Origin of the sequence: Mycobacterium sp. SM1, from assembly GCF_018361265.1 — a bacterium.
GTDB lineage: Bacteria > Actinomycetota > Actinomycetes > Mycobacteriales > Mycobacteriaceae > Mycobacterium.
This window is the reverse complement of the sequence record NZ_JAFLNH010000002.1, coordinates 150,473-177,030: the sequence shown is the minus strand read 5'-3', so window position 1 is coordinate 177,030 and position 26,558 is coordinate 150,473. Positions and strand designations below refer to the sequence as shown.

17 protein-coding genes and 2 pseudogenes are annotated in these 26,558 nt (G+C 68.9%); 10 read left to right on the top strand and 9 right to left on the bottom strand.

Annotation, left to right across the window (positions count from 1 at the left end; genetic code table 11):
* Positions 1-35: 35 nt before the first annotated feature.
* Both MSM1_RS10480 and MSM1_RS10475 read right to left on the bottom strand, forming a co-directional pair.
* Positions 36-1,079, bottom strand: a complete 1,044-nt coding sequence (locus MSM1_RS10480) for a patatin-like phospholipase family protein (RefSeq protein ID WP_213441982.1) — start codon at positions 1,077-1,079, stop codon at positions 36-38.
* A gap of 124 nt (positions 1,080-1,203) precedes the next feature.
* On the bottom strand, positions 1,204-1,968 hold the full coding sequence (locus MSM1_RS10475; protein WP_213441980.1) for a class I SAM-dependent methyltransferase: 765 nt from the start codon (positions 1,966-1,968) through the stop codon (positions 1,204-1,206).
* Between the two features lie 106 nt (positions 1,969-2,074).
* On the opposite strand from MSM1_RS10475, the gene recC reads away from it, so the two are divergent.
* Genes recC through recD form a run of 3 tightly spaced genes read left to right on the top strand, consistent with a single transcriptional unit; the run spans position 2,075 to position 10,388 of the window.
* A complete protein-coding gene (recC, locus tag MSM1_RS10470; RefSeq protein WP_213441978.1) occupies positions 2,075-5,362 on the top strand; it encodes an exodeoxyribonuclease V subunit gamma in 3,288 nt (1,095 codons plus the stop codon).
* Positions 5,362-8,658 carry an exodeoxyribonuclease V subunit beta gene (gene recB / locus MSM1_RS10465; protein ID WP_213441976.1) on the top strand — a complete coding sequence of 1,099 codons (3,297 nt, stop codon included), beginning with the start codon at positions 5,362-5,364 and terminating at the stop codon, positions 8,656-8,658. The genes recC and recB overlap by 1 nt, the downstream gene beginning before the upstream one ends.
* Complete coding sequence (recD, locus tag MSM1_RS10460; RefSeq protein ID WP_213441973.1) at positions 8,655-10,388, top strand: exodeoxyribonuclease V subunit alpha; 1,734 nt, start codon at positions 8,655-8,657, stop codon at positions 10,386-10,388. Before recB ends, recD begins: the two co-directional genes overlap by 4 nt.
* A gap of 30 nt (positions 10,389-10,418) precedes the next feature.
* On the opposite strand, the pseudogene MSM1_RS10455 reads toward recD, so the two are convergent.
* From MSM1_RS10455 to MSM1_RS10445, 3 genes and pseudogenes are all read right to left on the bottom strand, one after another.
* Positions 10,419-10,574, bottom strand: a pseudogene (locus tag MSM1_RS10455) (STAS/SEC14 domain-containing protein); the annotation flags it as partial.
* Positions 10,575-10,627: 53 nt separating this feature from the next.
* Entirely contained in the window at positions 10,628-10,981 is a 354-nt protein-coding gene (locus MSM1_RS10450; RefSeq protein WP_213441971.1) for a VOC family protein, read from the bottom strand.
* A gap of 118 nt (positions 10,982-11,099) precedes the next feature.
* Positions 11,100-11,983 (bottom strand): annotated as a pseudogene (locus MSM1_RS10445) (SAM-dependent methyltransferase).
* 223 nt (positions 11,984-12,206) lie between these two features.
* Here MSM1_RS10445 and MSM1_RS10440 point away from each other — a divergent pair.
* A complete protein-coding gene (locus MSM1_RS10440; protein ID WP_213441969.1) occupies positions 12,207-13,766 on the top strand; it encodes an NAD(P)/FAD-dependent oxidoreductase in 1,560 nt (519 codons plus the stop codon).
* 151 nt (positions 13,767-13,917) lie between these two features.
* On the opposite strand, the gene MSM1_RS10435 is transcribed toward MSM1_RS10440, so the two are convergent.
* Genes MSM1_RS10435 through MSM1_RS10420 form a run of 4 tightly spaced genes read right to left on the bottom strand, consistent with a single transcriptional unit; the run spans position 13,918 to position 19,512 of the window.
* Positions 13,918-16,467, bottom strand: coding sequence for a pyridoxal-phosphate dependent enzyme (locus tag MSM1_RS10435; protein WP_236055927.1), 2,550 nt, complete (start codon positions 16,465-16,467; stop codon positions 13,918-13,920).
* The gene (locus MSM1_RS10430) at positions 16,464-17,813 is read right to left on the bottom strand and encodes an adenylosuccinate lyase family protein (protein ID WP_213441967.1); all 1,350 of its coding nucleotides are present in this window, start codon (positions 17,811-17,813) and stop codon (positions 16,464-16,466) included. Before MSM1_RS10430 ends, MSM1_RS10435 begins: the two co-directional genes overlap by 4 nt.
* Positions 17,814-17,827: 14 nt before the next feature.
* Entirely contained in the window at positions 17,828-18,733 is a 906-nt protein-coding gene (locus MSM1_RS10425) for a hypothetical protein (protein WP_213441965.1), read from the bottom strand.
* Positions 18,730-19,512 carry a phosphosulfolactate synthase gene (locus MSM1_RS10420; protein WP_236055926.1) on the bottom strand — a complete coding sequence of 261 codons (783 nt, stop codon included), beginning with the start codon at positions 19,510-19,512 and terminating at the stop codon, positions 18,730-18,732. Before MSM1_RS10420 ends, MSM1_RS10425 begins: the two co-directional genes overlap by 4 nt.
* 190 nt (positions 19,513-19,702) lie before the next feature.
* Between MSM1_RS10420 and MSM1_RS10415 the strand changes: the two genes are divergently transcribed.
* From MSM1_RS10415 to MSM1_RS10390, 6 genes are read left to right on the top strand one after another with little or no spacing between them, the layout of a single operon-like run.
* Positions 19,703-21,073 (top strand): FAD-dependent oxidoreductase, encoded by a 1,371-nt coding sequence (locus MSM1_RS10415; RefSeq protein WP_213441962.1) that lies wholly within the window; start codon positions 19,703-19,705, stop codon positions 21,071-21,073.
* Between the two features lie 2 nt (positions 21,074-21,075).
* On the top strand, positions 21,076-21,828 hold the full coding sequence (locus tag MSM1_RS10410; protein WP_213441960.1) for an SDR family NAD(P)-dependent oxidoreductase: 753 nt from the start codon (positions 21,076-21,078) through the stop codon (positions 21,826-21,828).
* A gap of 27 nt (positions 21,829-21,855) precedes the next feature.
* Positions 21,856-22,629, top strand: a complete 774-nt coding sequence (locus MSM1_RS10405) for an SDR family NAD(P)-dependent oxidoreductase (RefSeq protein ID WP_213441958.1) — start codon at positions 21,856-21,858, stop codon at positions 22,627-22,629.
* An 11-nt stretch (positions 22,630-22,640) separates the two neighbouring features.
* Positions 22,641-23,561 carry a CoA transferase subunit A gene (locus MSM1_RS10400; RefSeq protein ID WP_213441956.1) on the top strand — a complete coding sequence of 307 codons (921 nt, stop codon included), beginning with the start codon at positions 22,641-22,643 and terminating at the stop codon, positions 23,559-23,561.
* On the top strand, positions 23,558-24,394 hold the full coding sequence (locus MSM1_RS10395; RefSeq protein ID WP_213441954.1) for a CoA-transferase subunit beta: 837 nt from the start codon (positions 23,558-23,560) through the stop codon (positions 24,392-24,394). The genes MSM1_RS10400 and MSM1_RS10395 overlap by 4 nt, the downstream gene beginning before the upstream one ends.
* The gene (locus MSM1_RS10390) at positions 24,382-26,460 is read left to right on the top strand and encodes an acetate--CoA ligase family protein (protein ID WP_213441952.1); all 2,079 of its coding nucleotides are present in this window, start codon (positions 24,382-24,384) and stop codon (positions 26,458-26,460) included. Before MSM1_RS10395 ends, MSM1_RS10390 begins: the two co-directional genes overlap by 13 nt.
* The last annotated feature ends 98 nt before the right edge of the window (positions 26,461-26,558 follow it).

Sequence of the window (26,558 nt, the reverse complement as noted above, 5' to 3'; positions counted from 1 at the left end):
CCCGCAGTGTGACACGGTGGGCGGGATCGCGCACCTCACTCCGATGGGGGCAGCCGCCATCGGGAGTGCCGGAACTGGTCGAGGTATGCCGACCAGTCCCAGGTCGCCAGGAACTCCTGCGCCGCCGCATACCCCTTCTCGTAGAGCTCTTCGAGACGTGTTCTGGAGACGTCGAAGTCCAGCACACCGACATCGGTCGACTCCACCTGGATGGTGCGGGCCCGTACCCACGGCCGGCTCAGTTGATGCTGGTCGTGGCCCACCAGCATGGTGGTGAGCAGGCTTTCTAGCAAGGACGTTTGCTCGAAAAACCGCAGTGGCTTCAGCACGGGCATGACCTCGTCGATTCCCTCGGCAGGCCTCGGCAGCACCGTGATCCCGAACGTGGGCCAGCGCGGTGGCCTGCCGTCGGGCCGGTCGAAGCAGTCGATCGGAAAGCTCGTCAGCACGCCGCCGTCGACCAGCTGGGAGGTTCGCCCGGTGGCGCTGGTCAAGCTGACCGGCGGGTAGAAGAACGGGATCGCCATCGAGGCGCGCACCGCGTGGGCGACGGACTGCTCATCGGGGTCCAGCCCGTAGGTGCGCCGGTAGTGCCACGGCAGCCGCACCAGCTGGGCGATCGTCACGTCGGCCACGGTGACCGCCAGTCGGTAGCGCCGTTCCTCGATCAGGTGGTTTTCGTTCAGGGCCAGGTCACCGAAGGTGCTGACGCCGAGGTTTTTCAGCTCACTGCGTATCCAGTCGTAGGCGAAGTCCCCGCGGTACAGGCTGGCGTCCCGCAGCAGCCCCCAGGCGGCGCCAAGGAACGGGACGGGCCCGGCGTCGCGCCATTTGCGCAGCGGCACGGACAACGCGAGTTCCCTGACGTCCCCGCCGCTCAGCTGGTTACCTTTGGAGGCGGCCGCCAAGATCGCCGCCACCACGGAGCCGGCCGAAACCCCCGAAGCCCTTTTGAAGGAGTATCCGGCATCCATCAGCGCGACGATGGCACCGACCAGGCCGATGAACTTCACCCCGCCGCCCGACAGCACAATATCGGCGAACTTTGGCTGCGGGTCGCTGGATCGATCGTCTGCCATGATGCCCTCCGGTTGCCGAGGAGCTTAGCGGCCTTTCCCGGCAGCACGTTTTGCGGCGGCGAACATCGCAGCCGACCCGATTGCCGGAAACAGGTACCCTAACTTAGCCGACCGCCAAGTGAACTTAGCCGGCCGCCGAGACGCCCGGCTTGGTCGCTGTGACCAGACGGGTGGACACCCACGGCCCGCCGTACCACATGCGCCAGCCGAGGTTGCGATGTCGCACATTGCGCCAGCCGAGCGCCCGTAACCGGTCGGCATGCTCGCGTGTTCCCCACAAGTCCGCGATGGCCAGACGACCGCCCGGACGGAGCACCCGAACCGCCTCACTGAGAGCCTGCCGTCGGCCGCCGGGGGTTCGGATGTTATGGATCGCCAGGCTGCTGACGACCACGTCGAAGCTGGCGTCGGCGAACGGCAGCGCGGTCATGTCGGCGGTGCGCACCTCGACGCGGTCGGCGACGTTCTCCAGCGCAGCGTTGGCCAGCGTGGCCGACGGGGAGTTGCCGGTCTGGTCGGCGCGCCACAGGTCGACGCCGATGGCGCGGCCGCGCGGTAGCCGTTTCGCCGCGGCCAACAGCACGGCGCCACGGCCACAGCCCAGGTCGAGCAGTGTCTCATCGCCCCGCAGTCGCAGGTCATCGAGCACCCGGTCCCACACCACGAATTTGCCTACCCGGGTCGCGTACCCGTAAAGGGCTGCGCTGCCCGCGACCCCGCCGCCACCAGCGGCCGCCAGCGCCGCGGTCAACCGTCTGCCTCGGGCCCAGCGCGTCACCGACCACAGCAGCAGCGCGGCACTCACGCCGGCGACACCCACGAGCTGTGCCCGCGCGGAGACAATGTGAAACGATCCGTCGATCCCGTAATCGCCCGTGTGTCCCCGCACGATCGCATCCTAGGAGGCGGGCCGAGATGCGGGCGCGGGGATGCGCGTGGCGGCGCGGCGGCACGCCGGCCCGCGATGTCGGGGCGGCCGTCTAAGGTGGCCCGCGATGGCACTTCACGTTCACCGCGCCGAGCGCGCCGACCTGCTTGCCGAGCGGCTCGGGACGCTGCTGGCCGACCCGCCGCCCGACCCGTTTGCCCCGGATTTGGTGCTGGTTGCGGCGCGCGGCCTGGAGCGCTGGTTAAGCCAGCGGCTTTCGCACATCTTGGGGCGCGGACCGGGAAAGGCGCGCGGCGACGGGGTGTGCGCCGGGATAGTGTTTCGCAGCCCGGGCTCGCTGATCGCCGAGATCACCGGCACGGCAGAGGACGATCCGTGGTCGCCCGACGCCATGACGTGGCCGTTGCTGGAGGTCATCGACCGCTCGTTGGATGAGCCATGGTGTCACACGCTGGCACAACACCTGGGGCACTTCGACAGTGGCGCCGAGGCGGAGCTACGGCGGGGCCGACGATACGCGGTGGCACGCCGGCTGGCCGGGTTGTTCGCCTGCTACGCCCGCCAGCGCCCGCGGCTGCTGGCCGACTGGCTAGACGGCAGCGCATCGCTCGACGCAGACCTGGCCTGGCAACCGGCATTGTGGCGGGCGCTGGTGGCCGCCGTCGACGCCGATCCGCCGCACGTCAGGCATGAGAAAACCGTGGCGCGGCTGCGAGCGGGCCCGGCCGATCTGCCGGCCCGGCTATCGCTGTTCGGGCACACCCGGCTGGCGGGTACCGAAGTGGAACTGCTCGACGCTGCGGCCGCCCACCATGAACTGCACCTGTGGCTACCCCACCCCAGCGACGAGCTCTGGCAGGCGCTGGCCGATATCCACGGCTCCGTTCCGCGCACCGAGGACAGCAGCCGACACGCTGCCCGCCACCCGCTGCTGGAAACCCTCGGGCGTGACCTGCGAGAGCTGCAACGCGCCCTGCCGGCCGACCGGGCCACCGACGAATACCTGAGCGGCGCAACCAAACCCGAGACTTTGCTGGGCTGGCTGCAAGCCGACATCGCCGCCAACGCGGTCCGGCCCGAGGGCCGGGCGCTCCGGCCCGGCGACCGCTCGGTGCAGGTGCACGCCTGTCACGGGCCGGCCCGGCAAATCGACGTGCTGCGCGAGGTGCTGCTGGGGCTGCTGGCGGACGACCCGACGCTGCACCCCCGCGACATCGTGGTGATGTGCCCCGACATCGAAACCTATGCCCCGCTGATCCTCGCCGCTTTCGGACTGGGCGAAAACGCCGGTGCCGCCCACCCGGCGCACCGGTTGCGGGTCCGGCTCGCCGACCGCGCGCTCACCCAGACAAACCCGCTGCTGGCGGTGGCCACGCAGTTGCTGGCCATCGCCGGGAGTCGCGCCACCGCCAGCCAAGTCCTCGACCTGGCGCAGGCCGCGCCGGTGCGCGCCCGCTTCGGTTTCACCGACGACGACCTGGACGCGATCACCGATTGGGTGCGCGCATCCAACATCCGCTGGGGTTTCGACCGCCAGCACCGCCAGCCCTACGGGCTGGACCACATCCACCACAACACCTGGCGTTTCGGGATCGACCGCATCCTGACCGGGGTGGCGATGTCGGATGACTCGCAGGCCTGGCTGGCCAGCGCGCTGCCGCTCGACGACGTGGGCAGCGACAAGGTGGAGCTGGCCGGGCGGCTGGCCGAATACGTCGAACGGCTGCATCGTGTCGTCGAAAGTCTCAACGGCACAAAACCTTTGACACAATGGCTGGAGGCGCTGCGCGATGGTGTCGCGCTGCTCACCGTGTCGCGCGAGCCTTGGCAACACGCGCAGCTGCAGCGGGAGTTCGCAGACGTGCTAAGACACGCCGGTCCTCGCTGCGCTACCGTGCTGCGGCTGCCCGACGTGCGCGCCCTGCTGGACGGGCATCTTGCCGGGCGGCCCACCCGGGCGAATTTTCGCACCGGCACGCTGACAATCTGCACCATGGTGCCGATGCGCTCGGTGCCGCATCGGGTGGTGTGCCTTCTCGGGCTGGACGATGGGGTGTTCCCGCGGCTCGACATCCCCGACGGCGACGACGTGCTGGCCCGCGAACCGATGACCGGGGAGCGTGACATCCGTTCCGAGGACCGTCAATTGCTGCTCGACGCGGTATGTGCGGCCACCGAGACGCTGGTGATCACCTATACCGGTGCCGACGAGCACACCGGGCATCCGCGTCCGCCCGCGGTGCCGCTGGCGGAGCTGCTGGACGCCCTGGACCGCACCACGACGGCCCCGGTGCGCGAGCGCATCCTGATCAGGCACCCCTTACAACCGTTCGACCACAGAAACGTCCTGCCCGGCGCTTTGGTGCCCGGCAAGCCGTTCACGTTCGAGCCCGCCGCACTGGCCGCGGCCCGGGCCGCCGCTGGAAAACGCCGCGCGCCCACGCCATTTGTCACCGACACGCCGGTCGTCGCCGACATGCGGCCCACCGGGCCGACCACCGACGTTGCCTTAAGCGATCTGCTGGAGTTTTTCAAGGATCCGGTCAAAGGGTTCTTCCGGGCCTTGGACTGCGCGCCGCCGAGGGACGTCGGCACGATCGAAGACGCGATTCCCGTCGAGATCGACCCGCTGCAAGAGCGCAGCGTTGGCGCCCGGATGCTGCGCGACATGCTGGGCGGCATGCATCCGGAGACCGCCGCCAACGCCGAGTGGCGCCGCGGCACGCTGCCGCCCGGACGTCTCGGTGTGCGCATCGCGAAGGAGATCCGCGACCGCGCGCGCGAGCTGGCGCTCGCCGCGCTGCGGCACCGAGCGGATGCGGCCGAAGCGCACGACATCGACGTCGATCTCGGCGGCGGGCGGCGGCTCACCGGCACCGTCACGCCGGTGTTCGGGGAATGCACGGTCTCGGTGACCTACTCGAGGCTGGCGCCCAAGCATGTGCTGCAGGCGTGGATCGTCTTGGTGGCCCTGGCCGCTGGGCAGCCGCGCCGAGCGTGGACGGCGCTGTGCATCGGGCGCGCCACGGACGAAAACCGCGTCGCAAACCGCATCGCCACACGGTGGTTCGCTGCGCCGCCCGACCCGCTGGGGGTCGCACGGGAGCTGGTGGCGCTGTACGACGCGGGACGGCGTGCGCCGCTGCCGCTGCCGCTGAAGACGTCGTATGCGTGGGCCGAAGCCCGCCACAACGGCGACGACCCACACCGTGCCGCGACGAGAGAATGGACGACCACCAGAAATTACCGAGGGGAGAGCAGCGAGCCCGCGCACCGCAAGGTGTGGGGCGAGGGCGCCCCGCTGGAGAGGCTGCTCGGCGGCGGCTGCCGGCTGGGTGTGCTGGCCGAACGCCTGTGGCTACCCGTGCTGCAGGCCGAAAGGCGGGGGTGCTGATGAACCACTTCGACCTGTTGGGTCCGCTGCCCGACGCGGGCTCCACCACCGTGCTGGAGGCCAGTGCGGGCACCGGAAAAACGTTCGCGCTGGCCGGGCTGGTCACCCGTTATCTGGCCGAGACCGGCGCCACTCTCGACGAGATGCTGCTGATCACGTTCAACCGCAACGCCAGCCGCGAGCTGAGAGAACGCGTCCGCGGCCAGATCGTCGAGGCGGTGGCCGCACTGGAGGGCCACCCGATGCCACCCGGCAGTGACCTCCTCCGCCATCTGGCCAGCGGCGGCGATGACGAGCGTGCGGCCAGGCGATCGCGGCTGCGCGACGCGCTGGCGAACTTCGACGCCGCCACCATCGCCACCACCCACGAGTTCTGCGGCCGGGTGCTGAGATCGCTTGGCGTGGCCGGTGACACCGCGGCCAACGTCAAGCTCGCCGAAAGCCTCGACGACCTGGTCGGGGAGATCGTCGATGACCTCTACCTCGCGCTGTTCGGGCGCGGCGAGCAGGCCCCGGTGCTGACCCGCAAGCAGGCGCTGGAGCTCGCCCGAGCCGTCGTCAACGACCCCTGCGCACAGCTGCGGCCGCTCGATCCGGACCCGGATAGCGAAGCCGGCATCCGGTTGCGCTTCGCCAGCGCCGTGAGAGCCGAGCTTGACCACCGCAAACGCCGGCTGGGCATCCTCGGATACGACGACCTGCTCACCCGGCTCGCCAAAGCCCTTGAGGCAGCAGACTCCCCGGCCCGCGAGCGGATGCGGCGCCGCTGGCGCATCGTGCTGGTCGACGAGTTTCAGGACACCGACCCCGTCCAGTGGCAGGTGCTGGAGCGCGCGTTCAGCGGGCATGCGACGCTGATTTTGATCGGAGACCCCAAGCAGGCCATCTACGGTTTCCGCGGCGGCGACATCCACACCTACCTCAAGGCGGCCCGCACCGCCAGCGCCCGCTACACGCTGAGCGTCAACTACCGCGGCGACAACCCCCTCGTCGAGGGCCTGCACACCGTGCTGGGCGGCGCGGCGCTGGGCCACCCCGAGATCGTGGTGCGCGACATCGTCGCGCACCACCGCCGGCACCGGCTGGTCGGCGCACCGCACAACGCGGCGTTTCGGCTGCGCGTGGTCAAACGCCCCACCCTCGGCTACAGCGGCACCGACAACATCCCAATCGCTCTTTTGCGCCGCCACATTCCCGCCGATCTGGCCGCCGACATCGCACGCCTGCTGGCCAGCGGCGCCACCTATGACGGTAGGCCGGTCGAGGCCGGGCATATCGCGGTGATCGTCGAACACCACGAGGATGCCCGCGCCTGCCGCGATGCCCTGGCTCAAAAGGGGATTCGCGCCGTCTACACCGGCGACGCCGACGTGTTCGACTCGCAGGCGGCCCAGGACTGGCTGTGCCTGCTGGAGGCGCTCGACGCACCGCACCGCAGTGGGCTGGTTCGGGCCGCCGCGGGCACGATGTTCTTCGGTGAGACCGCGGAAACCCTGGCCGCCGGGGGAGATGCGCTCACCGACCGGATAGCGGCCACGCTGCGCCAGTGGGCCGATCACGCCCGCCAACGCGGGATGGCCGCGGTGTTCGAGGCTGCGCAGCTGGCCGGCTTGGGTCGCCGGCTGCTCAGCCAGCATGGCGGCGAGCGGCAGCTGACCGACCTGGCGCACATCGCGCAGCTGCTGAACCAGACCGCCCACCGGGAACACCGCAGCCTGCCCGCGCTGCGGGACTGGCTGCGCCGCCAATGCGACACCCGCACGCGGGTGAGCGAGCACAACCGCCGCCTGGACAGCGACGCCGCCGCGGTGCAGATCATGACCGTCTTTGTGGCCAAGGGCCTGCAGTTCCCCATCGTGTATCTGCCGTTCGCGTTCAACCGCTATGTCCGCATCGGCGACATCCTGCTCTATCACGATTCCACCGAGACCCGCTGCCTGTACGTCGGCGGACAGCGCCGCACCCCCGAGCGCCGGGCCGTCGAGGAGCTGAGCCGCCTGGAGGCGGCGCGCGACAACATCCGGCTCACCTACGTCGCGCTCACCCGCGCGCGGTCACAGGTGGTGGCGTGGTGGGCACCGTCGTCGGACGAGCGCAACGGTGGGCTGTCACGGCTGCTGCGCGGCCGCGGCGCCGGGCAGGCCGAGGTGCCCGACAAGTGCGCGCCGCGCATCACCGACGAGGAGGCGTGGGCGGTGTTCAAACGCTGGGAAGCCGCCGGCGGCCCGTCGGTGGAGGAATCGGTGGTCGTCGTCGCTGCGACCAGCGAAACCGCGCCCCCGGCAGGCCATTTCGAGGTGCGACACTTTCACCGCACGATCGACACCACCTGGCGGCGCACCTCATATTCGGCGCTGGTGCGCGGCGCGCAGCCCACCGGCGTGGACAGCGAACCGGAGATCGCCGCGCGTGACGACGAGACCGAGGGCCTCGTCATCACCGCGCCGAGTCAGGGTTTGGCGCTCCCTTCGCCGCTGGCGGGGATGCCGTCCGGCGCGGCGTTCGGGTCACTGGTGCATGCGGTGCTGGAAACGGCGGACCCGTCCACGCCCGACCTGGTGGACGAGCTCGAGGAGCAGACGCGTCGGCACCTGACGTGGTGGCCGGCCGGCGTCGGCCCCGCCGAACTGGCCGCCGCGCTGGTGCCGATGCATGACACCCCGCTGGGGCCGTTGGCCGATGACCGAGCGCTCAGGCAGATCGGGGTGGGTGATCGGCTGCGGGAGCTGGACTTCGAACTTCCGCTGGCCGGGGGCGACCTACTGGCCGGGGGCGACCTAGGGGGTCCGGCGCGGGAGGTGTCGTTATCCGATGTGGGCGAGCTGCTGCGATCATATTTGGCCGCCGATGACCCGTTGGCGCCATACGCCGGCCGGTTGACGTCGCCCGGGCTGGGCGACCAGGCGCTGCGGGGCTATCTGGCCGGGTCGATCGATGTGGTGCTGCGGGTGCCCGGGCCACGCTACCTCGTGGTGGATTACAAGACCAACCACCTGGGCGATTTCGCGCCGGACTACTCTTTCGCGCGGCTGGCCCAGGCCATGCTGCATTCCGACTACCCCCTGCAGGCCATGTTGTATGTTGTTGTGCTGCATCGCTTTCTGCGCTGGCGACAACCCGGCTATGACCCGCTTCGGCACCTCGGCGGGGTGTTATATCTCTTCGTGCGCGGCATGTGCGGTGCCGATACCCCGGTGGTTGACGGGCACCCGTGCGGGGTGTTCGGTTGGCGCCCGCCGGCCCGATTCGTGGTGGCGCTGTCGGATCTGCTCGACGGCGAGAGGCGGGCAGCGTGACGCTCGGCGACGTCGCGGTGGCGATAGGCGCGACCGGGCTGCTGCGGGCCTTCAATGAGGCCGGGGTGCTGGATGTCTCGGATGTCCATGTGGCTCAACGGGTTTGCGTCCTAGCGGAGGAACACGACGAGCGGGTGGAGCTCGGGGTCGCCCTCGCGGTGCGCGCACTGCGCGGCGGATCGGTGTGTATCGACCTCTCGGGCATCGTGGCGGATATCGGCACCGGTGGGTTGCCGTGGCCCGAGCCCGCGGGATGGCTGGCGGCGCTAAGGGCTAGTCCGCTGCTGAAGCAGCCGCCGGTGCTGCGTCTCGAGGATGATCGGCTGCTCTACCTCGACCGGTATTGGCGTGAGGAAAAGCAGGTGTGCGCCGACCTGCTCGCGCTGTCGGCTCCCCGGCCGGCCGCCGTTGTGCCCGGCTACGAGCGACTTTTCCCCCGGGGCTTCGAAGAACAGCGCAGCGCCGCGGACATCGCCTTGTCGCAGGCGGTTACGGTGTTGACCGGGGGACCGGGGACGGGCAAGACCACCACCGTCGCCCGGCTGCTGGCGCTGCTGGCCGAACAGGCGCAGCTTTCCGGCCGGGCCGGCCTGCGGATAGCGTTGGCGGCGCCCACCGGCAAGGCCGCGGCCCGGCTGCACGAGGCGGTGCGCCACGAGGTGGCCAAGCTGGATACCACCGACCGGGCACGGCTGGGTGACTTGCGGGCGATGACGCTGCACCGGTTGCTGGGCCCCATGCCGGGCACCTCGTCGCGGTTTCACCATCATCGCGGAAACCGGTTGCCGCACGACGTGATCGTGGTCGATGAGACCTCGATGGTGTCGCTGACCCTGATGGCTCGGCTGTTGGACGCGGTGCGGCCGGATGCGCGGCTGCTCCTGGTCGGCGACGCCGATCAGCTCGCGTCGGTGGAAGCCGGCGCCGTGCTCGCGGATCTCGTGGACGGCCTTTCGGCGCGCGACGACGTGCGAGTCGCGACGCTGCGCACATCGCACCGGTTCGGGGAGTCGATCGGAGCCCTGGCGGACGCGATCCGGGCGGGTGACGCCGAGCGCGCCGTGGGGCTGTTGCGAACGGCAGACGAGCATGTCGAGTTCGTCGAAGACCCGGATGCGACCGATCGGTTGCGCTCGATCCTGCTGCCGCACGCGCTTCGGCTCCGGGAGGCGGCGCTGTTGGGAGCCGCCGATGAGGCGCTGGCGACGCTGGACGAGCATCGCCTGTTGTGCGCGCATCGGGACGGGCCTTTTGGTGTGCGGCACTGGAACCGGCAACTGCAAATGTGGCTTGCCGAAGAAACCGGCGAGCCACCGTGGTCGGAGTGGTACCCCGGGCGGCCGGTGCTGGTGACGCGGAACAGCGACGGGCAGGGCATCCGCAACGGCGACACCGGCGTGGTGGTGGCGGGTCCGGACGGCCTACGGGCCATCATCGCGGCCGCGGCCGGGCCGCTGGACTTCGCGACCAGCCGTCTCGGCGATGTCGAGACGATGCACGCGATGACGATCCACAAAATCCAGGGAAGCCAGGCCGACCAGGTCACGGTGCTGCTGCCGCCCGAAGAATCGCGCTTGTTGACGCGGGAGCTGCTCTACACGGCGGTGACGCGGGCCAAGGCCAAGGTCCGTGTCGTCGGTTCCGAGGCCGCGGTCCGCGCCGCGATCACGCGCCGGGCGCTGCGCGCCACCGGACTGCGCCACCGGCTGCGGTCAGCCCGCGCGCTTTAGCCGTTCAGGCCGGGCCCGGCACCGTGGCCCAATGACCTCCACGATCCGGACCTCGCCGGTTTTCAGGCCGATTTTCAGCCGCTCCTCCAGGACGGGCTTGACCTCGCGCAGCTCGTCGCCCCGCAGCCGGCCCGACACACGAATTCCGATCACACCCTCCGGCATGTCGGGCAGCATCTCGATCATCGGATTCTCCGTCCCCGAGCGCCGCCCGCCGGCGCGCGATCAGGTCGTGCCATTCAGCGGGCCAGCGGCTTGTAAAACACCAAACCGTTGCCTTTGTTGTCATAGACGACGGCGCGGCGCTCGTGCGCGTCGTCGTAGGGACCCTTCACGATACCGCCACCGGCGGCCTCGACAGCCTTCGCCGCGCCGTCGACATCAGCGGTCTTGATACCGACGACGACCTGCCCGGGCATGGGGTGGTCCACCGCCGTCGCCAGCGCGAGCGTGACCGGCCCACCGTCGAGGGCCGCGAAGTGCGCGCCGTCACGAAACTTCAGCGGCATTCCCAGGGTCTCGCTGTAAAACCGGATCGACTCGTCCAGGTCATCGGTCGACAAGACGATCATTTTCACTTCGTGCTCGCTCATTGCTACCTCCCGTAGGTGACCCGATCGGCTCCACACTAAAACCCGGACCACACGAAGGGGTGCGATTCCCGGCCCGAGGCCGGTACCGCGATGACAATCTAGCGGCTTGCCCGCGCGCTCAGTTGCGCGACATTGCCACCCGCCGCGCGGAGACAAACACGTTCCGTGGGGCGCCGTCCTCGAGTTCCTCGGGCGGTTTGCGGCCATAGCCGGCGATCAACTGCTCGGCCGACGTCACCGTCACTTCCCAGCCATGGCGGCGCAACCACTCGCCGACGTCGTCGCGTTCCTCGAAGTACCACAGCTCATCGGCTCTGGGGACCTCGCGCCGCGGGTCGGCCCTGGCCATCAGTGCCCGGATGCGATCCATCCGCGCTCGCCGGCGCGCGCGGGCCCCGGGGTCGGCGAAGTCGGGTGCCAGGGCCTCGACCGCGATCCGGCTGCCGGTGATGGTGAGCCGCTGAATACAGTCGAACAGCAGGTCTGGGCGCCCGCCGGCAAATAAGGCAGTAGCCCCTCGGCTGACCACGCGCTCGGCGCCGACGCATCGAAACCGGCGTGTAGCAACGCTGCCGGCCAGTCCTGACGCAGGTCCACCGGGACACCGACCCGGTTACATGTCGGCCGGGCGCCATGGCTGCGCAATGTCGAGGACTTGAACTCCAGCACCCTGGGCTGGTCAAGTTCGAAGACCGTCGTGTTGTCGGGCCACGGCAACCGCCAGCACCGCGCGTCCAAACCCGCGGCTGCGAAGTAGTCGACCATTACCCGCATCCGCAGCGGCAGATCCGGCTCGGCCTCGATGACTTCCACGGGCAGGTCGGGCGCCTCGTACCAGCTCCACACCTCCTCGCCGACGGTATCGAGGAACACCCGCGCGAACGGATCGCGGATCAGTGGGTTTTCACTTTCGGTCTCCGCTGCGCGCGCCGCCGCGACACCCCGCGCCGTGGCGCCCACGCTCTCGGTGATCTCCCAGGTGTCGTTATCGGTTCTCGCCACGCTCACCGCCTTCCGGTCCTTCGTGCCTCGAGACCCGGCCCTACGCGTGGCGCGGCTGCGGGTGTCGCCCGCCGGCGTGCAGGCGGGCTGGTTGGGCTGAGAACCAGGTATTGCTTTACCCTGCTGGGCCATGTCGGCTCGGTGGGCTTTTCCGCATGCTTGGGATCAACGCCGCGACTCCCATGAAGCGACCACACGGCGATGAGCGCAAGGAGGAAGACCGATGGACCTGTGGAACACGGTGTTGAGCATGCAGGAGTGGGGGGAGCTGATTCACCGGGCGGAGCTCGGGGAAGTGGCCGAGCCGCTGGTGAACGTCGACCCCGACAACTCCGCTCCCTTTGACGCGATTTTCATAGGGGGTGGGGCCGGTGGCCGCTTCGGGTCGGCGTACCTGAAGGCCAGAGGCGGCCGGCAGCTTGTGGTGGACAAGTGGCCGTTTTTGGGTGGCTCGTGCCCGCACCAGGCGTGCGTGCCGCACCACCTGTTCTCCGAGGCGGCCCGGGAGATGGACTACATGCGCTGGAACTCCGGGACGCTGTGGTTTCCGGAATTCGATGAGAAGCGTGCCTCGATCCTGGATGTGGTGGAGTTGTTTAAGGCCGGCCGCAACAACCCGCACGCCTTTATGAACTGGCAAAGCAAAGAACAGCTGGGGATGGAATACATCCTCAACGCCAAAGCCAGGGTGATCGACGCCAACACCGTCGAGGTGGCCGCCAGGCGGTACACCACACGCAACCTCGTGCTTGGCACCGGCGCTCGCGGGCACCTGCCCGACATCCCGGGGATCACGACGCGTGGGGTGTATGACTTCGCCACTTTGATTGAGGAGCTCGACTACGAGCCGTCGCGATGCGTAATCGTCGGCGGGTCCAAGACCGCCCTGGAGTACGGCTCGTTCTTCCAGGCTGCCGGCTGTCAGACCACGATCGTCTCCCGCAGCCCGCTGATGCGTACCCGCAGCCTGCACCATGTGGACGAGGACCTGCGGGTCTATGTGGTGGACGGGATGCGCAAGCGCGGCATCGAGATTCTCGAGGGAGCGCACGTGTTGGAGGTGATCGGCAACAGCAAGGTCACCGGTGTGCGGCTGCGGCTGGCCGACGGCAGCGAGCGCACAATCACCACCGATTTCGTTTTTTTGGGCACCGGGGAACGGCCTCATTCGCAGCCCTTCGTCGACGCGCTGGGCGTGCAGGTCGACGACAAAGGCTTCATCAAGGTCGACTCACGGATGCGGACCTCGGTGGCGGGAGTGTATGCGATCGGTGACCTGATCGGCGCGCCGATGGAGATGTTCAAGGCCCGCAAATGCGGGGTGACCGCCGCCCGCAACATCATGGGCGACGCCTATGAGTTCGACTTCTCGGAATACCCCGACTTCCTGCACACCACCTACGAGGTGACCTGGGTGGGACTGTCCGAGGCCGAGGCGCGGCAACGCTATGACGACGTGGTGGTCATCCAGATGCCACCCAAGGGCATCCGCAACGACGAACTCGCCCTGCCCTGTGCGGAGGGGTCGATGCTCTACGCCTTCACTCGCCCTGAGCTGACCGGCTTCCAGAAGGCTGTCTATGACGGCAAGAGCCGCCGCCTACTTGGCGCCCACCACGTCGGCTTCGGTGCTAAGGACGCCTTCCAATACCTTGACTACCTGATACGCAAAGGCATCACTGTCGATGAGATGGGCGAGATGAATGAGCTGTTTCTCAACCCCGACCATTTCATTCAACTCTCCCGGCTCCGGGCGGGCCAGGCCAACCTCGCCGACCTGTGAACACGCAGGCCAGGAGGAGCCAGAGGTACGGGGTCAAAGTGACCATGCGCACCCTGGCCGGTAGCTGACAGCGGTGTCGAGGTCTCCTTTTCCCATGCGCGAGGCCGCTTCCGGCCACACCCGCTGCTGTCCCAAGGACCCACGGACTCGATCACGCGGGAGCCGGATGCGCGGCGAGGCGTTGCGCGGTACCGAGGAGACTGTCTTCGGCGCCGCGAGCGCGGGCGTGCTGCTCGATCCGCCATCGGTCGGCCTCGGCGCAGCGATCGTGAAGAGCGCGGCAGTGCTCTCTGACCCGCTCCGGGGCGCTCCCGCCGAAGGCGGTGCGACTGTGGACGATCCGCGCCGGCTCGGATGCGATGGTGACGATGCTCGGATCGACCTCGATGGCGTGGCCGAGCGCGTCGACGGCGGCACGGGTGAGGTCGGCCTCGCTGAGACATGAGCGGCCGGCTTCCACCGCGGCTGCGACGGCTCGACCAACGATCCGGTAGGCCGACCGATAGTCCAGCCCGTTCGCCAGCACCAGCTCCTCAGCGAGATCGGCCGCACCGGTGAAGTGAGCGCCGGCCGCTGCCGCGAGCGCGTCACGGTCGACCGCTAGCGTCCGGGTGACCTCGGCGCCGAGCGCGACCACCCGCCGGGCCAGGGCGAGGGCTCGCGCCACCTCGCCGTAGGCGTGCAACCAGTTGTCGGTCCGGGCAGACGGCGAGCGCTGGGTTACCATGAGTCCGGTCGCTCGGCCGATCAGTGTGCCAGCGCTAGCCCGAATGACCGCCAGGGCATACGGGTTGCGCTTTTGCGGCATGAAGACCGAAGCCCGGCACAGCGAGGCGTCAAGGGTGACATAACCGAAACCCGGACTAGCGAAGATCTCCAGGTCTTCAGCCAGCCGGTCCATGGTGGTTGCTGCCTGCGCGGCAGCGACCACGGCGTCGGTGAGCCCGTCGACCGCCCACATGATGTCGCGGGTGTGCGCGCCGGGCGCCGCGAAGCCGAGAAGATCGGCGAGCGCGGCCCGGTCTATCGGAACACGGCTGCCGCCGACACCGCCAACCCCCGCCGGGGAGCGGTCTGCCCACTGGTAGACGTGCTCGAGCCGGTCCAAGTGCCGGGCCGCTTCCTCGCCGAAGGCGCCGAGATAGTGGCCGAACGTCGACGGCTGCGCCGGCTGAAGGTAGGTCGTGTCCGCCCAGACCGTGTCTGCGTGCCGCCTCGCCTGCTCGATTACTGCGTCGATAAACCGACACACTTGCTCGTGCAGGTCGAGGAGAAGGTCGCGCAGGGCTATTCGGAACGCGATCCGTCCCGCCTCCCGCCGGGTACGCCCGGTGTGCAGCCAGCCCGCAACGCTGCCCAGCCGTCGCTCCAGCTCATGCTCTCGGCTGTTGTAGGCGTCTCCGTAGACCGGGTTGTAGGGAAACTCCTCCACCGGCGTTGCCAGCACGTCGAGCAGAGCGGAGAGCAGCACGCGGGCGTCGCCGGCCGGGATCACCCCGGCCTGGCGCAGCGTAACGACGTGCGCGAGGTCGGCCACGGTAAGGCCACGGTGCAGCAAGGGAGCGTCGGCCAGCTCGAGGGCATAGCCGGCATCGATTAGCTCCGGCGCCGGGCCGCTGGTGATCCGGGCCTCCGCACCGAGATAGCCGTCAGGGATCGCCCGACGCGCGTTTGGTCGCGCTCTGCGGAAGCGTTCCGGGGATTCGGCTGCCCTGACCTCCTCGGGCGCAGGCTCTGCCACGGCAGCTCGCGACTCGGCGAAAAGGGTCGGTGCGCCGCCGGTGACTAAGAACACGACGGGACCGGGGATGTGGCCCTCGGTCGCCGCATCGACAAGCGCGGCCATCGCCTTCGCTCCGAAGACCGGGTCAAGGAAGATCCCCTCGGTGCGTGCCACAAGCTGGGCCGCGGACTCCCCTGCGGTCGACGGCTTGCCGTAGCCAGGCCCCAGAAACCCCTCGAGCACCGTTACCTCTGTCGGCTCGGCGGAGGGCAGATCCAGCAGCCCCGCCGCGCCTGCCGCGAGCGAGGTGATCCGGGTGATGCACTCGCTGGCGGGACGGCTGACCGTGACACCGACGACGTCGTACGGGTTGCCCAGGCCGCGAGCCCCGGCGACCAAACCGGCTTGCGTCGCACACGAGCCGGTGGCCAGCCAGAGCTGGGAGGGGCGTAGGCCAGCGGCTGCGAGCTGGTCGAACAGCTCGAGACTGGCCTGCACGTAGCCGACCGAACCCAGCGCGGTAGCACCACCACGAGGAAGCGGGTAGGGCCGGCGCCCTTGCTTGGAAAGCTTTGCCACGAGTGTCTCGATCGCGTCGTCGACCGAAGCGCGACCGGGAACGCCGGTGTAGCGGATGTCCGCGCCGACGAGCTCATCAAGCAGCAGGTTTCCGCTGGGTGGGGCCGGGGAGCCGTAGAAGACGAGGTACGGGTCGAGGCCGCAGCGCCGGGCGGTGACGGCGGCCAGCATGGCCCAGTTCGACTGCGCACCGGCGCCGGTAACCAGGCAGTCGCAGCCCTGAGCCTGCGCATCGGCGAGGAGATATTCCAGGCCGCGCAGTTTGTTGCCGCCAAGTCCCAGCCCGGTCAGGTCGTCGCGCTTAAACCACGTTTCCACCCCGAGGACGGCCGACAGCCGCGGCGCCGGCTGCAGCGGCGTGGGCGCGGCGACCAGCGGCACGCGGGGAAGCTCCCTCATGGCGGCCCCACCTGCCTGATCCGGTCGACGAACGCACCAGCGGCACCCAGAGCGGCCCGCGGATCGAGGCAGCGCGCGATGTCGTCCGGGCTAAGGTGCTCGCTGACTCTCGGGTCGGCGAGCAGGGCGGTCTTGAAGTCGCTGCCACGCTCGAAGCCGGCCAGCGCCGCCTCATACACCACTTGGTGGGCGGCGTGCTTGCCGATCCGATCGGCAAGTCGGCGCATCACCGGCTCGGAAAACAGGTACCCGCGTTGTGCCTCAAGGTTAGCCCACATCCGATCGGGGTCGACCTCAAGCCGTTCCAGAAGATCGCAGGCGAAGGCGAGCGCTGCCCCGGCAAGCAGGCACACCTCCGGTAGGACGACCCACTCGGCCTTCCAGGATCGCCCATCGCGCTCATGCTCGTGAACCATGCCTTCCACAGCCACAGTCGCAGCGGCCCGCACCACCCGGGCCAGGGTGACCAGATGCTCGGAGATTTCGGGGTTACGTTTGTGCGGCATGGTAATGCTGCCGACACGGCCTACAGTGGACGGCTCGCGGAGTTCGCCGATCTCCGGACGGGCCAGCTCATACACCTCCTGGCCAATCTTGGCCAGGGTGGCCGTGACCATCGCCAGCAGGCCGGCGAACTCTGCGACCCCGTCACGGGCGGTGATCCACGGGATCTCGGGGGTGATCAAGCCGAGGCGGCGGGCAAACGCGTCGAGCAGCGGAAGCGCCTGATCCCCCCAGAATTCCATGGTGCCCAGCGCTCCGCCGAGCTGGACGACCTCCCAGCGACGGCGACCCTCTGCCAGCCTCATGCGGTGGCGGTGCAGCTCGGCCGCCCACACCGCGGCCTTGAATCCGAACGTGATCGGCAGACCGGGCTGGCCATGGGTGCGGCCGGGCATCATTGTGTCGCGATATTGACCGGCCAGCTTCACCGCCGCGGCTTCGGCGCGGGCCAGGTCGCGCTCCGCGATATTTCCAACCTGACGCATCACCAGGGTTGTCCAGGTGTCCGTGAGGTCCTGCACCGTGGCGCCGTAATAGACCCACTGCCGGGCGCTCTCGGGAAGGATCTCCTGGAAGCAGCGAATCAGGCCGAGCGTCGAGTGTCCCGCAGCCCGGGTTTCCGCCGCCACCCTCTCCAGATCGAACAGATTGACATCAGCGTGCTCGCGGATCGCAGCGGCCGCGCCCGCAGGCACGAGCCCGACATCGCATTGGGCTTCAGCCAGCGCCGCGAGAATCTCCAGCCACGACTGCAGTCGGCCATCGTCGTCGAACAAACGGTGCATCTCGGGCGTGCCCCAAAGGTGCCCGTACAGCACGGAGTCAATGAGATGCGCGCCCATCGCCATCCCGCCCTCTACACCACCGGCGCCCGGCTGTGCTTGTCCACCCCTGTCAGCAAGCGCAGCACCGACCGGATCTCGTCGAGCTTCGATCCCCATGGCACGATCCCGGTGGTGCCCTGAACCTCGATGCCGCGCTCGAGCAGGCAGCACTTGGTCAACGTTGGCTCTCCGTCGGTTCGTTGTTCCCGGCGCCGGGGGCAGATATCGACCCAGGTAGGCTCGCCGCCATAGAAGTGGCGGTAAAACTGCAGGGAGCGCTCGCAGCCGATCATCAGCCAGTCCGGCCGCTGCGCCGGCCGGGTGTCGAGGAAGGCGAGCTGACCGCCCAGGCTGACGCCGGATCCCCGGCACGGCAGCAGATAACTGTCCGCGGGGTTGGCGGCTGCCAGTCGACGGATGTCCACCACGTCGAGCACGAGGTCGATCGGTGGGAGATCTTCGTCAAAGGCCACGACCTGCTCGGCCATGGCAAACAGCTTCGGCGGATCAGGCGGCACCACCTCGGTGACCCGAATCCGCACCGGCGCCGGCTGCCAGATGAAGTTGACGTGCTCGTAGCGGCCCCGGATCACGTACGCCTTCGCGCCGGGCCGGGCGTGGCGAAGGGCCGCACGGGCCAGCGCTGTCGCGTTGCCGACGTCGGTCAGCGGAGAGTTGACGCAGACGACCTCGTCGGGTCCGGCCAGCAGCCTGGCCTCGATAATGGGGGAGAACAGCGGCTCGCTTGAGGCCTTCCGGACCGTGACAACCGCGGTGTCGTCGCCGTTGCGCAGGACGAGGTAATCGGTACGGCGGTACGCCTCACGCCCCAGCAGGTACGGCACGAGGTCCATCTCGGTGAGCGGGACGTCGACCTCCTGCACGGACAAGCCGCGGTAGGGCCGGGTTATGGTGTTGGGCTTCGGGTCGGGAATCACCGCGACACTCCGAGGTCGGCGAGGGCGGCGGTATCCGCGCGCAGGCCGAGACGCAGTGTCTCAAGCGGGAGCACCTCGTCGAGGGGCACGTTGCCGAGGTTCACGGCCGGCCCAAGCCGCCGCACAAACCAGGCATGCTGGGATTTTCGCGGCGCCTCGAAGATCACCTGATCCAGCGGTAGGCGGGCCGCGATGGCGTCGACCAGGTCGGTGCGCACGCTGCCATCCTCGCGGTACACGCCAACGGTGCCGCTCTCGCGGCCCTCGGCGACCACCCACGTCGCGCCGGCGGCCAGGTCCGCCTCCATCTCGGCCAGCCACTCGTCGGCCACGACAGGAACGTGCCCGTGCTTAGCGCCCGTCTCGGCAAGGACGGTGAAATCCTCCGCCAGCGCGCGCACGAGCTGGGTCTTGCGTCCGGGGGACAATGCCTGAAGGCCATTCGACACCTCCAGAGAGTCGACGCCGAGGTCGGCAGCCCACCGTCGCAGCTCATCAAGCCGGCCTTGAATCGTGGCGATCTCCAGCAACGTCCCGCCGAGACACACCTTGACGCCGGCGTCGCTGCACAGCGCCACCCGCTGCTTGAGCATCGGGTCGACGTAGGAGATTCCCCAGCCGATCTTGACCACATCCACCAGGTGTCCGGCCTGTTCAAGTCTTGCCTCGAGTTCCACGAGCGTTGCGCCCCGATCCAGGACGTGGGTCACACCGCGGCGCCGCGGCTTGCCGTCGCGCTCCGGCACATCAAGGAAGCCGGGACAGTCCCACATGGTCATGCCTCCCTTTAATCCTGAACAGGCTGCTTCTCGATCGTGAACAGCCCGCGTCGTGGACGGGTCACTGCTCCAGAACCTAGCGGCATTCGTCACGGGTGTCCGTGTCCTGTCGCTACCAACAGACACCGAGTCTTCGTCTATTTAGGACATGGGATATCAAGCATCTGATTCGTAATGTTTGAGCACAGCCATGACGGAGCGACTTGTTGTGATCGGCGGCGGCGCGGCCGGGATGTCGGCAGCGTCCGCAGCCCGCCGCACCGACCCGGTGCGCGACGTGGTGGTGCTGGAGGCTGGCGGATACGCTGCATACGGTGCGTGCGGTATCCCGTACTACGTGGGCGGGCACGTCGACCGGGCCGAGTCTTTGCTCGCCTATCCGCCGTCGTTCTTCCGCGATCAGCGCGGCATCGACCTGCGCTTGCACACCCGGGTGAGCTTGATCGACGCGGAGCGGCGAATGGTCTGCTACCGCAACGGTCCGCGCGAGTCCCGTCTGAGTTACCGGCACCTGGTGGTGGCTGCGGGCGGAACTCCTATTCGCCCTCCGATTCCGGGGCTTGACGACCCGTACGCCTTCACCGTTCGCACCCTCGAGGACGCCATCCGGCTGCGCAGCCTGCTCGACGCTGGGCACGTCGGCCGTGCTCTCGTTGTGGGCACCGGGTACCTCGGGCTGGAGATGACCGAGGCACTGACCGCCCGCGGCGTCCAGGTGACCGTCGCCGAGCAGCTCCCCCGGGTCATGCCTAATCTCGACCCGGAGCCGGCGGCGCTCGTCGAGGACGAGGTGCGTCGCCACGGCGTGGACCTTCGCCTCGGGGCCCGGATAGACAGCGTCCGCCGAACCGCCAACGGCCTCGAAGCGTCGGTCGACAGCGCGATCGTGCGGGTGGACGCCGTGGTCGTCGCCACCGGGGTCCGAGCCGAGTCGAACCTGGCAGCGGCGGCGGGTGCGCTCACCGGACCGGGCGGCGCGCTGCTCGTCGACGACCGGATGCGAACCTCGTTGCCGGACGTGTTCGCCGCCGGCGACTGCATCGCGCCCTACCACCGGGTGCTGGGGCGGCCGGCCTTCGTTCCGTTGGGTCCGGCAGCCAACAAGACCGGCCGGGTGGCCGGTACCGTCGCAGCCGGGGGGGACGCCCGTTTCGCCGGGATCCTCGGCACCGCGGTGGTCAAGGTCTTTGACCTCGCAGTCGCCTCCACCGGGCTGACGCTGACGGACGCAGCTGCAGAAGGGATTGCGGCTGTCGCCACCGATGTGATGGGCAGATCTCGCGCCAAGTACCTTCCGGGCTCGGCCCCGGTCTGGGCGCGGCTGGTTCATGAGAATGGGGGTCGGTTACTCGGCGCGCAGTTGATCGGCCCTGGCGATGGTGTGGCCAAACGCATTGACGCGGTAGCGGTGGGGTTGCAGGCCGGTTTGGATGTCGAGGACCTCAAAGACCTCGACCTTTGCTATGCCCCGCCGTACGCGCCCGTCTATGAGCCGCTGCTGCTTGCCGCCCAGGCCGCCACGGCGGTGGGCGCGCCCCGGCATGCCATGAAGGTACTGTAAGCATGCCTATAGAAACACTTCGTCCGACGACCGCACCGGATCGGGTCGCGGTTGTCACCGGTGGTGCTTCGGGCATCGGCAAGGCGACCGCGGCCCGGCTGACTTGCGACGGCCTGCGCGTGGCGGTCCTCGATTTGAACGACCAACCTGGCGGGGCAGCCGATCTCTACCTGCGCGCCGACGTGACTGACCCCGTTGACGTGGAGCGGGCGTTCGCCGGCGTGCTCGACGCCTTCGGGCGTATCGATCTGCTGGTGAACAACGCGGGCATCACCGGGAACGCCGAGGCCACCGTCTGCCACCAGACACCGATCGAGGAGTGGGAGCGAGTGCAGGCGGTTAACGTGCGGGGCCCGTTCCTGTGCGCCCGCGCCGCGCTACCCACCATGGTCCGGCAAGGCTCCGGGCATGTGATCACTATCGCGTCGGTAGCCGGGCTGGTCGCGTTCCCGGGGCGGTGCGCCTATACGACCTCTAAGGGCGCGGCGGTGCAGTTCACCAAGTCCCTGGCGGTGGACTATGCCGCCGCGGGGATCCGGGCCAACGCGGTCTGCCCGGGCATGGTGGAGACCCCGATGACCCTTTGGCGCCTCTCCCAACCCGCACTGCGAGCCCAGGTGGAGTCGAAGATCCCGATGGGCCGGGTGGCGCAGCCCGAGGAGATCGCCGAGGCGGTGGCAGCGCTCGCGTCCGAGCGCTTGGCCTACCTCACCGGCCACTTGTTCGTGATCGACGGCGGCTGGACCGCCCTCTAACCCCTCTAACCGATGAGGAGCACTGTGATGGCTGGACGACTGGACGGCCGTGTCGCGTTTGTCACCGGTGCCGGTTCCGGCATCGGGCGGGCGGCGGCGAAGCTGTTCGCCGAGGAGGGCGCCGCGGTCGCCGTGGTCGATGTGCGCTCCGAGGCCGCCAAAGAGACAACCGAGAAAGTCGTCGCCGCAGGCGGTCGGGCTGTCGCGATCGTAGCCGACGTCGCCGACGACGGCGACGTGCGGGCAGCCATGACACGCGCGATCGGGGAGCTGGGCCGTCTCAACGTGGTCTACAACAACGCCGGCGTGGGCAGCAGCGGTTCGGTTGCCGAGGCAACCGAGGAGGACTGGGAGCGGTGCTTCGCGGTGAACGCCAAGGGTACCTTCCTGGTCTCTCGTGCGGCGGTGCCGCACTTAATCGAGGCGGGAGGCGGGGCGATCGTCAACCAGGGTTCGGTGGCCGGGCTGGTGGCGGTGCCGAACTTCGCGGCGTACTGCGCGGCCAAAGGCGCGGTCGTGTCGCTTACCCGTTCAATGGCGATCGACCTCGCTCCGCACCGGATCCGGGTCAACGTCATCTGCCCGGGCACCGTCTTCACCCCGCTGATGGACCCGTTGCTGCGTGCGCGAGGCGGCGGCGACCTTGAGGCCGGCCTAACCAAGACGCTGGTGAAATACCCTATCGGCCGACTTGGCACGCCCGAGGAGATCGCCCAGGTCGCGCTATTCCTCGCCAGCGACGAGGCGTCGTTTCTTACCGGCTCGGTTATCACCGCCGACGGCGGCATGACCGCTCAGTAGACGGACATATCATGCCCTTTCACCTGGATGCGGATAAGCTGGTCGACCTGCCCACGGCCGCGGCAGAAGTCACCGACGGCGCGCTGGTCGCCCTGGGCGGCGGGCTGTCCGCTCGGCTGCCGATGGCCCTGGTGCGCGAGCTGATCCGTCGGGACCGCCACGCACTGCACGTCGTCGGCTCGGCACACGGCATCGACGTCGATCTGCTGGTGGCCGCCGGCGCGATCGCTGTCTGTGAGGAAAGCTACGTCGGGTTCGAGCAGGACCTCGGGCTGGCCCCGGCCTACCGGCGGGCCGCAGAGACCGGCGCGATCGAGATCCGGGAAAGCTGTTGCGCGACGATGCTGGCGCAGCTGCGGGCCGCCGAGTTCGGTCTGCCGTTCATGCCGGTGCGTGGCATCAAGGGCTCTGACATCAGGCGAATGCACCCCGAATACCGCGAGGTCAGCTGTCCGTTTACCGGTGAGACTTTGGTGGCCGTCCCGCCGTTACGACCCGACGTCGCCCTGATCCACGCGCCCCTGGGCGACCGGCGCGGCAACCTGCATCTCGAGCAGCCCTATGTCCTTGACGAGCGGTTCGCCGCCGCCTCACGCAAGGTGGTCGCCACCGTCGAGCGGATCGTGTCGACGGAGGAGGTGGCGACGGCCGGCGTGACCATCCCCGCCCATCTGGTGCGCGCGGTCGCAGAGGTGCCGTACGGCGCTCACCCCAGCTCCTGTTACCCCGCCTACGCCTATGATCGGGCTCACCTCGCCGACTATGTGCGACGCGCGGCGGCGGGTGGCCAAGAGCTGACGGGCTACCTGGACACCTTCGTGATGGGGGCACCGACCGAAGATGCCTACCGCAAGCTCGTCGGCGAAGCGCGTCTGGCTCAACTGCGTGGCTGGTCGCAGTCCACCGACGCGTGGAAGGAGCTTTTCGCATGACGTTCACGATCGACGAGTGGTTCGTCGTCCTGCTGGCCAGGACCATCAAAGAGCGAGAAATCGTCTTCCACGGTTTCGGCAGCCCGTGCGCGCAGGTAGCCATGCACGTTGCCCGGCGCACCCACGCCCGCGACATGCTGCTGGTCGAGGGCGCGACGTACGCCGTGAACCCGGACCCGCCGTTCATCCCTCCGACAGGCAACGACTACAGCCTCCAGCGGGGAGCGCTGTACCGGATGCGGTTCGAGGAGTTCTTCGACGCCGCGGTGCGCGGCGATGTTGACCGGATGTTCCTGTCTGGCGCGCAGATCGACCCATACGGCAACACGAACGTGACGGCAATCGGCCCGCTCGATTCGCCTAAGGTAAAACTGGGGGGTGGCGGAGGCGGGTGCAACCTGGCCGCGACGATCGGCAACCTGACGCTCTGGACCACCCGGCACCGGTCGGGGCGCACGCTGGTCGAGCGGTGCGACTTCGTCACCGACATGGGCCATCGGACCAGCGAAGGGACACGCGTCGAGCTGGGTTTCTCCGGCCGCGGACCGGAGTGGCTGATCACCGAGCTCGGCGTGTTCGACTACGAAACCGATGGGCACGCCCGGCTGCGCCAGCTGTTCCCCGACGTAAGTCTCGAGGAGATCCAGGCCAGGACCGGTTTCAAGCTGCGGGTTGCCGCCGACCTGCGGCCGGTGCTCCCGCCCAGTGCGGGCGAGCTCGCCGCACTGCGGGCCATCGACCCGCTCGGCGTACGGCGCTCGGAGTTCGCCCCCGGCGAGCTGAGCCGCACCTTTAGCCACGGGTCGCGGGCGTCCTGCTCATGCTGCAGCTGATCGATCCGCTCAACGCGGTGTTCGACCCCCGACGGGTCGCGCTGGTCGGTGCGTCCGACCGGTCCGGCTCGATGGGGGAGCTGCTCTGGCGCAACCTCGCGGAGTTCCCCGGCGAGGTGGTACCGGTGACCCGGTCCACCGAGAGCGTTGCCGGCCGTAAGACGTACCCGACGCTGACGGCAGTCGAAGGAGACGTCGACCTGGCTGTGGTCGTCGTCCCCGCAGCCGCGGTTCCGGGAGTCGTCCGGGAAGCCGCCGCGAAGGGGGTGCCGGCTGTGCTAGTCATCAGCGGTGGCTTCGCTGAATCGGGGCCGGACGGCGCGCGCCTTCAGGATGAGCTGGTGGCCGCGGCCCGCGGCGGCAGCGTGCGGATCGTCGGGCCCAACTCCTTCGGCGTGCAGAACTGCGACCTGCCGTTGAACGCCTCGATGGCGGAGGGAACGCCGCCCGGTCGCGGCGGCATCAGCCTGGTCACCCAATCTGGGGCATACGGCATGTCGATCCACACGCTGGGCACCGAGGAGCATATGCGTTTTGCCAAGGTGTATGCGGCCGGAAACAAGGTTGACATCGGCGACGCGGAGCTGCTGCGCTACCTCGGCCGCGACCCTGCCACCAGCACGGTGTGCTTCTTCCTGGAGTCGCTGTCCGACGGGCGTGCCTTCGTCGAGGAGGCCCAGCGGATCACGGCACACAAGCCAGTCATCGTCGCGCGGACGGGCCGGTCGGCGGCCGGCGCGCGGGCCGCCCAGTCGCACACCGCGGCACTGGCGGGCTCCGAACGGGTGTGGCGCGCGGCATTGGGCCAGGCGGGTGTCATCCTGGCCCGGTCCGGGCTGGAGATGATGGACGTTGCCGCTGCACTCGATACACAGCCGCCGCCGGTGGGGCCGCGGGTCGGGATCATCACCAACTCGGGGGGCACCGGAGTCGAGCTTGCCGACTTGCTCGCCGACGAGGGCTTGATGGTACCCGAACTCTCGGCGGGGCTTCAGGAACAGCTGGCCGCCCTGTTGCCACCGTTCGCGAGCCCGCACAACCCGGTCGATATAACCCCGGTGTGGAAGAGGTTTTCTGATTTGTACCCGCTGCTCGTGGAGCAGCTCGCCCGCTCGGGAGAAGTTGACGCCGTCGTGCCTGTTCTCCTCCAGCGGTCCGCCGATCCCTCGGTCGTCGGCGCAATCCGCGATGCGGTCATGCGCCTTCGAAAGGACGGGGTGCGGGTTCCCGTGTACGGCTGCTGGGTGGCCCCCCGAGCCGCCCGTCACCATGCCCGGCCACTGCAGGAGGCCGGTGTTCCCTGTTTCGAGTGGCCCACCCGCACGGCTCGCGCTATCGGGCACGCCGCGCGATACGGTGCAGCCCGGACACCGCAGACCTTGCCGCGCACGACAGTCCCCCGGCCGGCAAAGCTGCCACCAATGCCGCCTGGTTGGCTCGACCCCGAGACCGGGTCGCAGCTGCTCGGCTTATTTCGGATCCCCACGGTGCAGGGGGAGATCTGCACCGACCCAGCCGGGGCGGCGACGGTGGCGGAGCTGCTCGGCTTCCCCGTCGTGGCGAAAGCCGTGCACACAGATCTGGTGCACAAGACGGATGTGGGTGCCGTGCGGCTCGCCATCACCGACCCCGATGCCATGCGAGCAGCCGCTGCCGATCTGCTTACGCTCGCTCCCGGGGCGGCGGTTCTCGTGCAGCCTCAGGTCAGCGGCGTCGAACTGCTCGTCGGCGGTGTCCGCGACCGGGAGTTTGGCCCGGTCGTCACGGTGGCGCTCGGGGGCGTCCACGCGGAGGTGCTCGACGACGTCGCGATAGGGCTCGCCCCGGTGCCGGTCGAACAAGCACGGCGTCTGGTCATGGGGCTGCGGGGGGCCCCACTGCTCACCGGCGCCCGCGGTGCCGATCCGGTAGACCTGGACGCCCTCTGCGCAGTGCTGTGCGCGGTCGGAGACCTCCTCGCCGCCGTGCCCGAAGTAGCAGAGCTCGACCTGAACCCCGTGATATCAGGCACCGGAGGAAGCCTCGCCGTGGACTGGCGCATCAAGATCGCAAATCCATCCCAGTAGGACGAGACGGTAATCCTAATTCGCCCCGTCACACCGGAGAAACGGCGGCTTTCCCGGATGAGACTTAACAGCACCAGAATGACAACCACAGGCGGCGC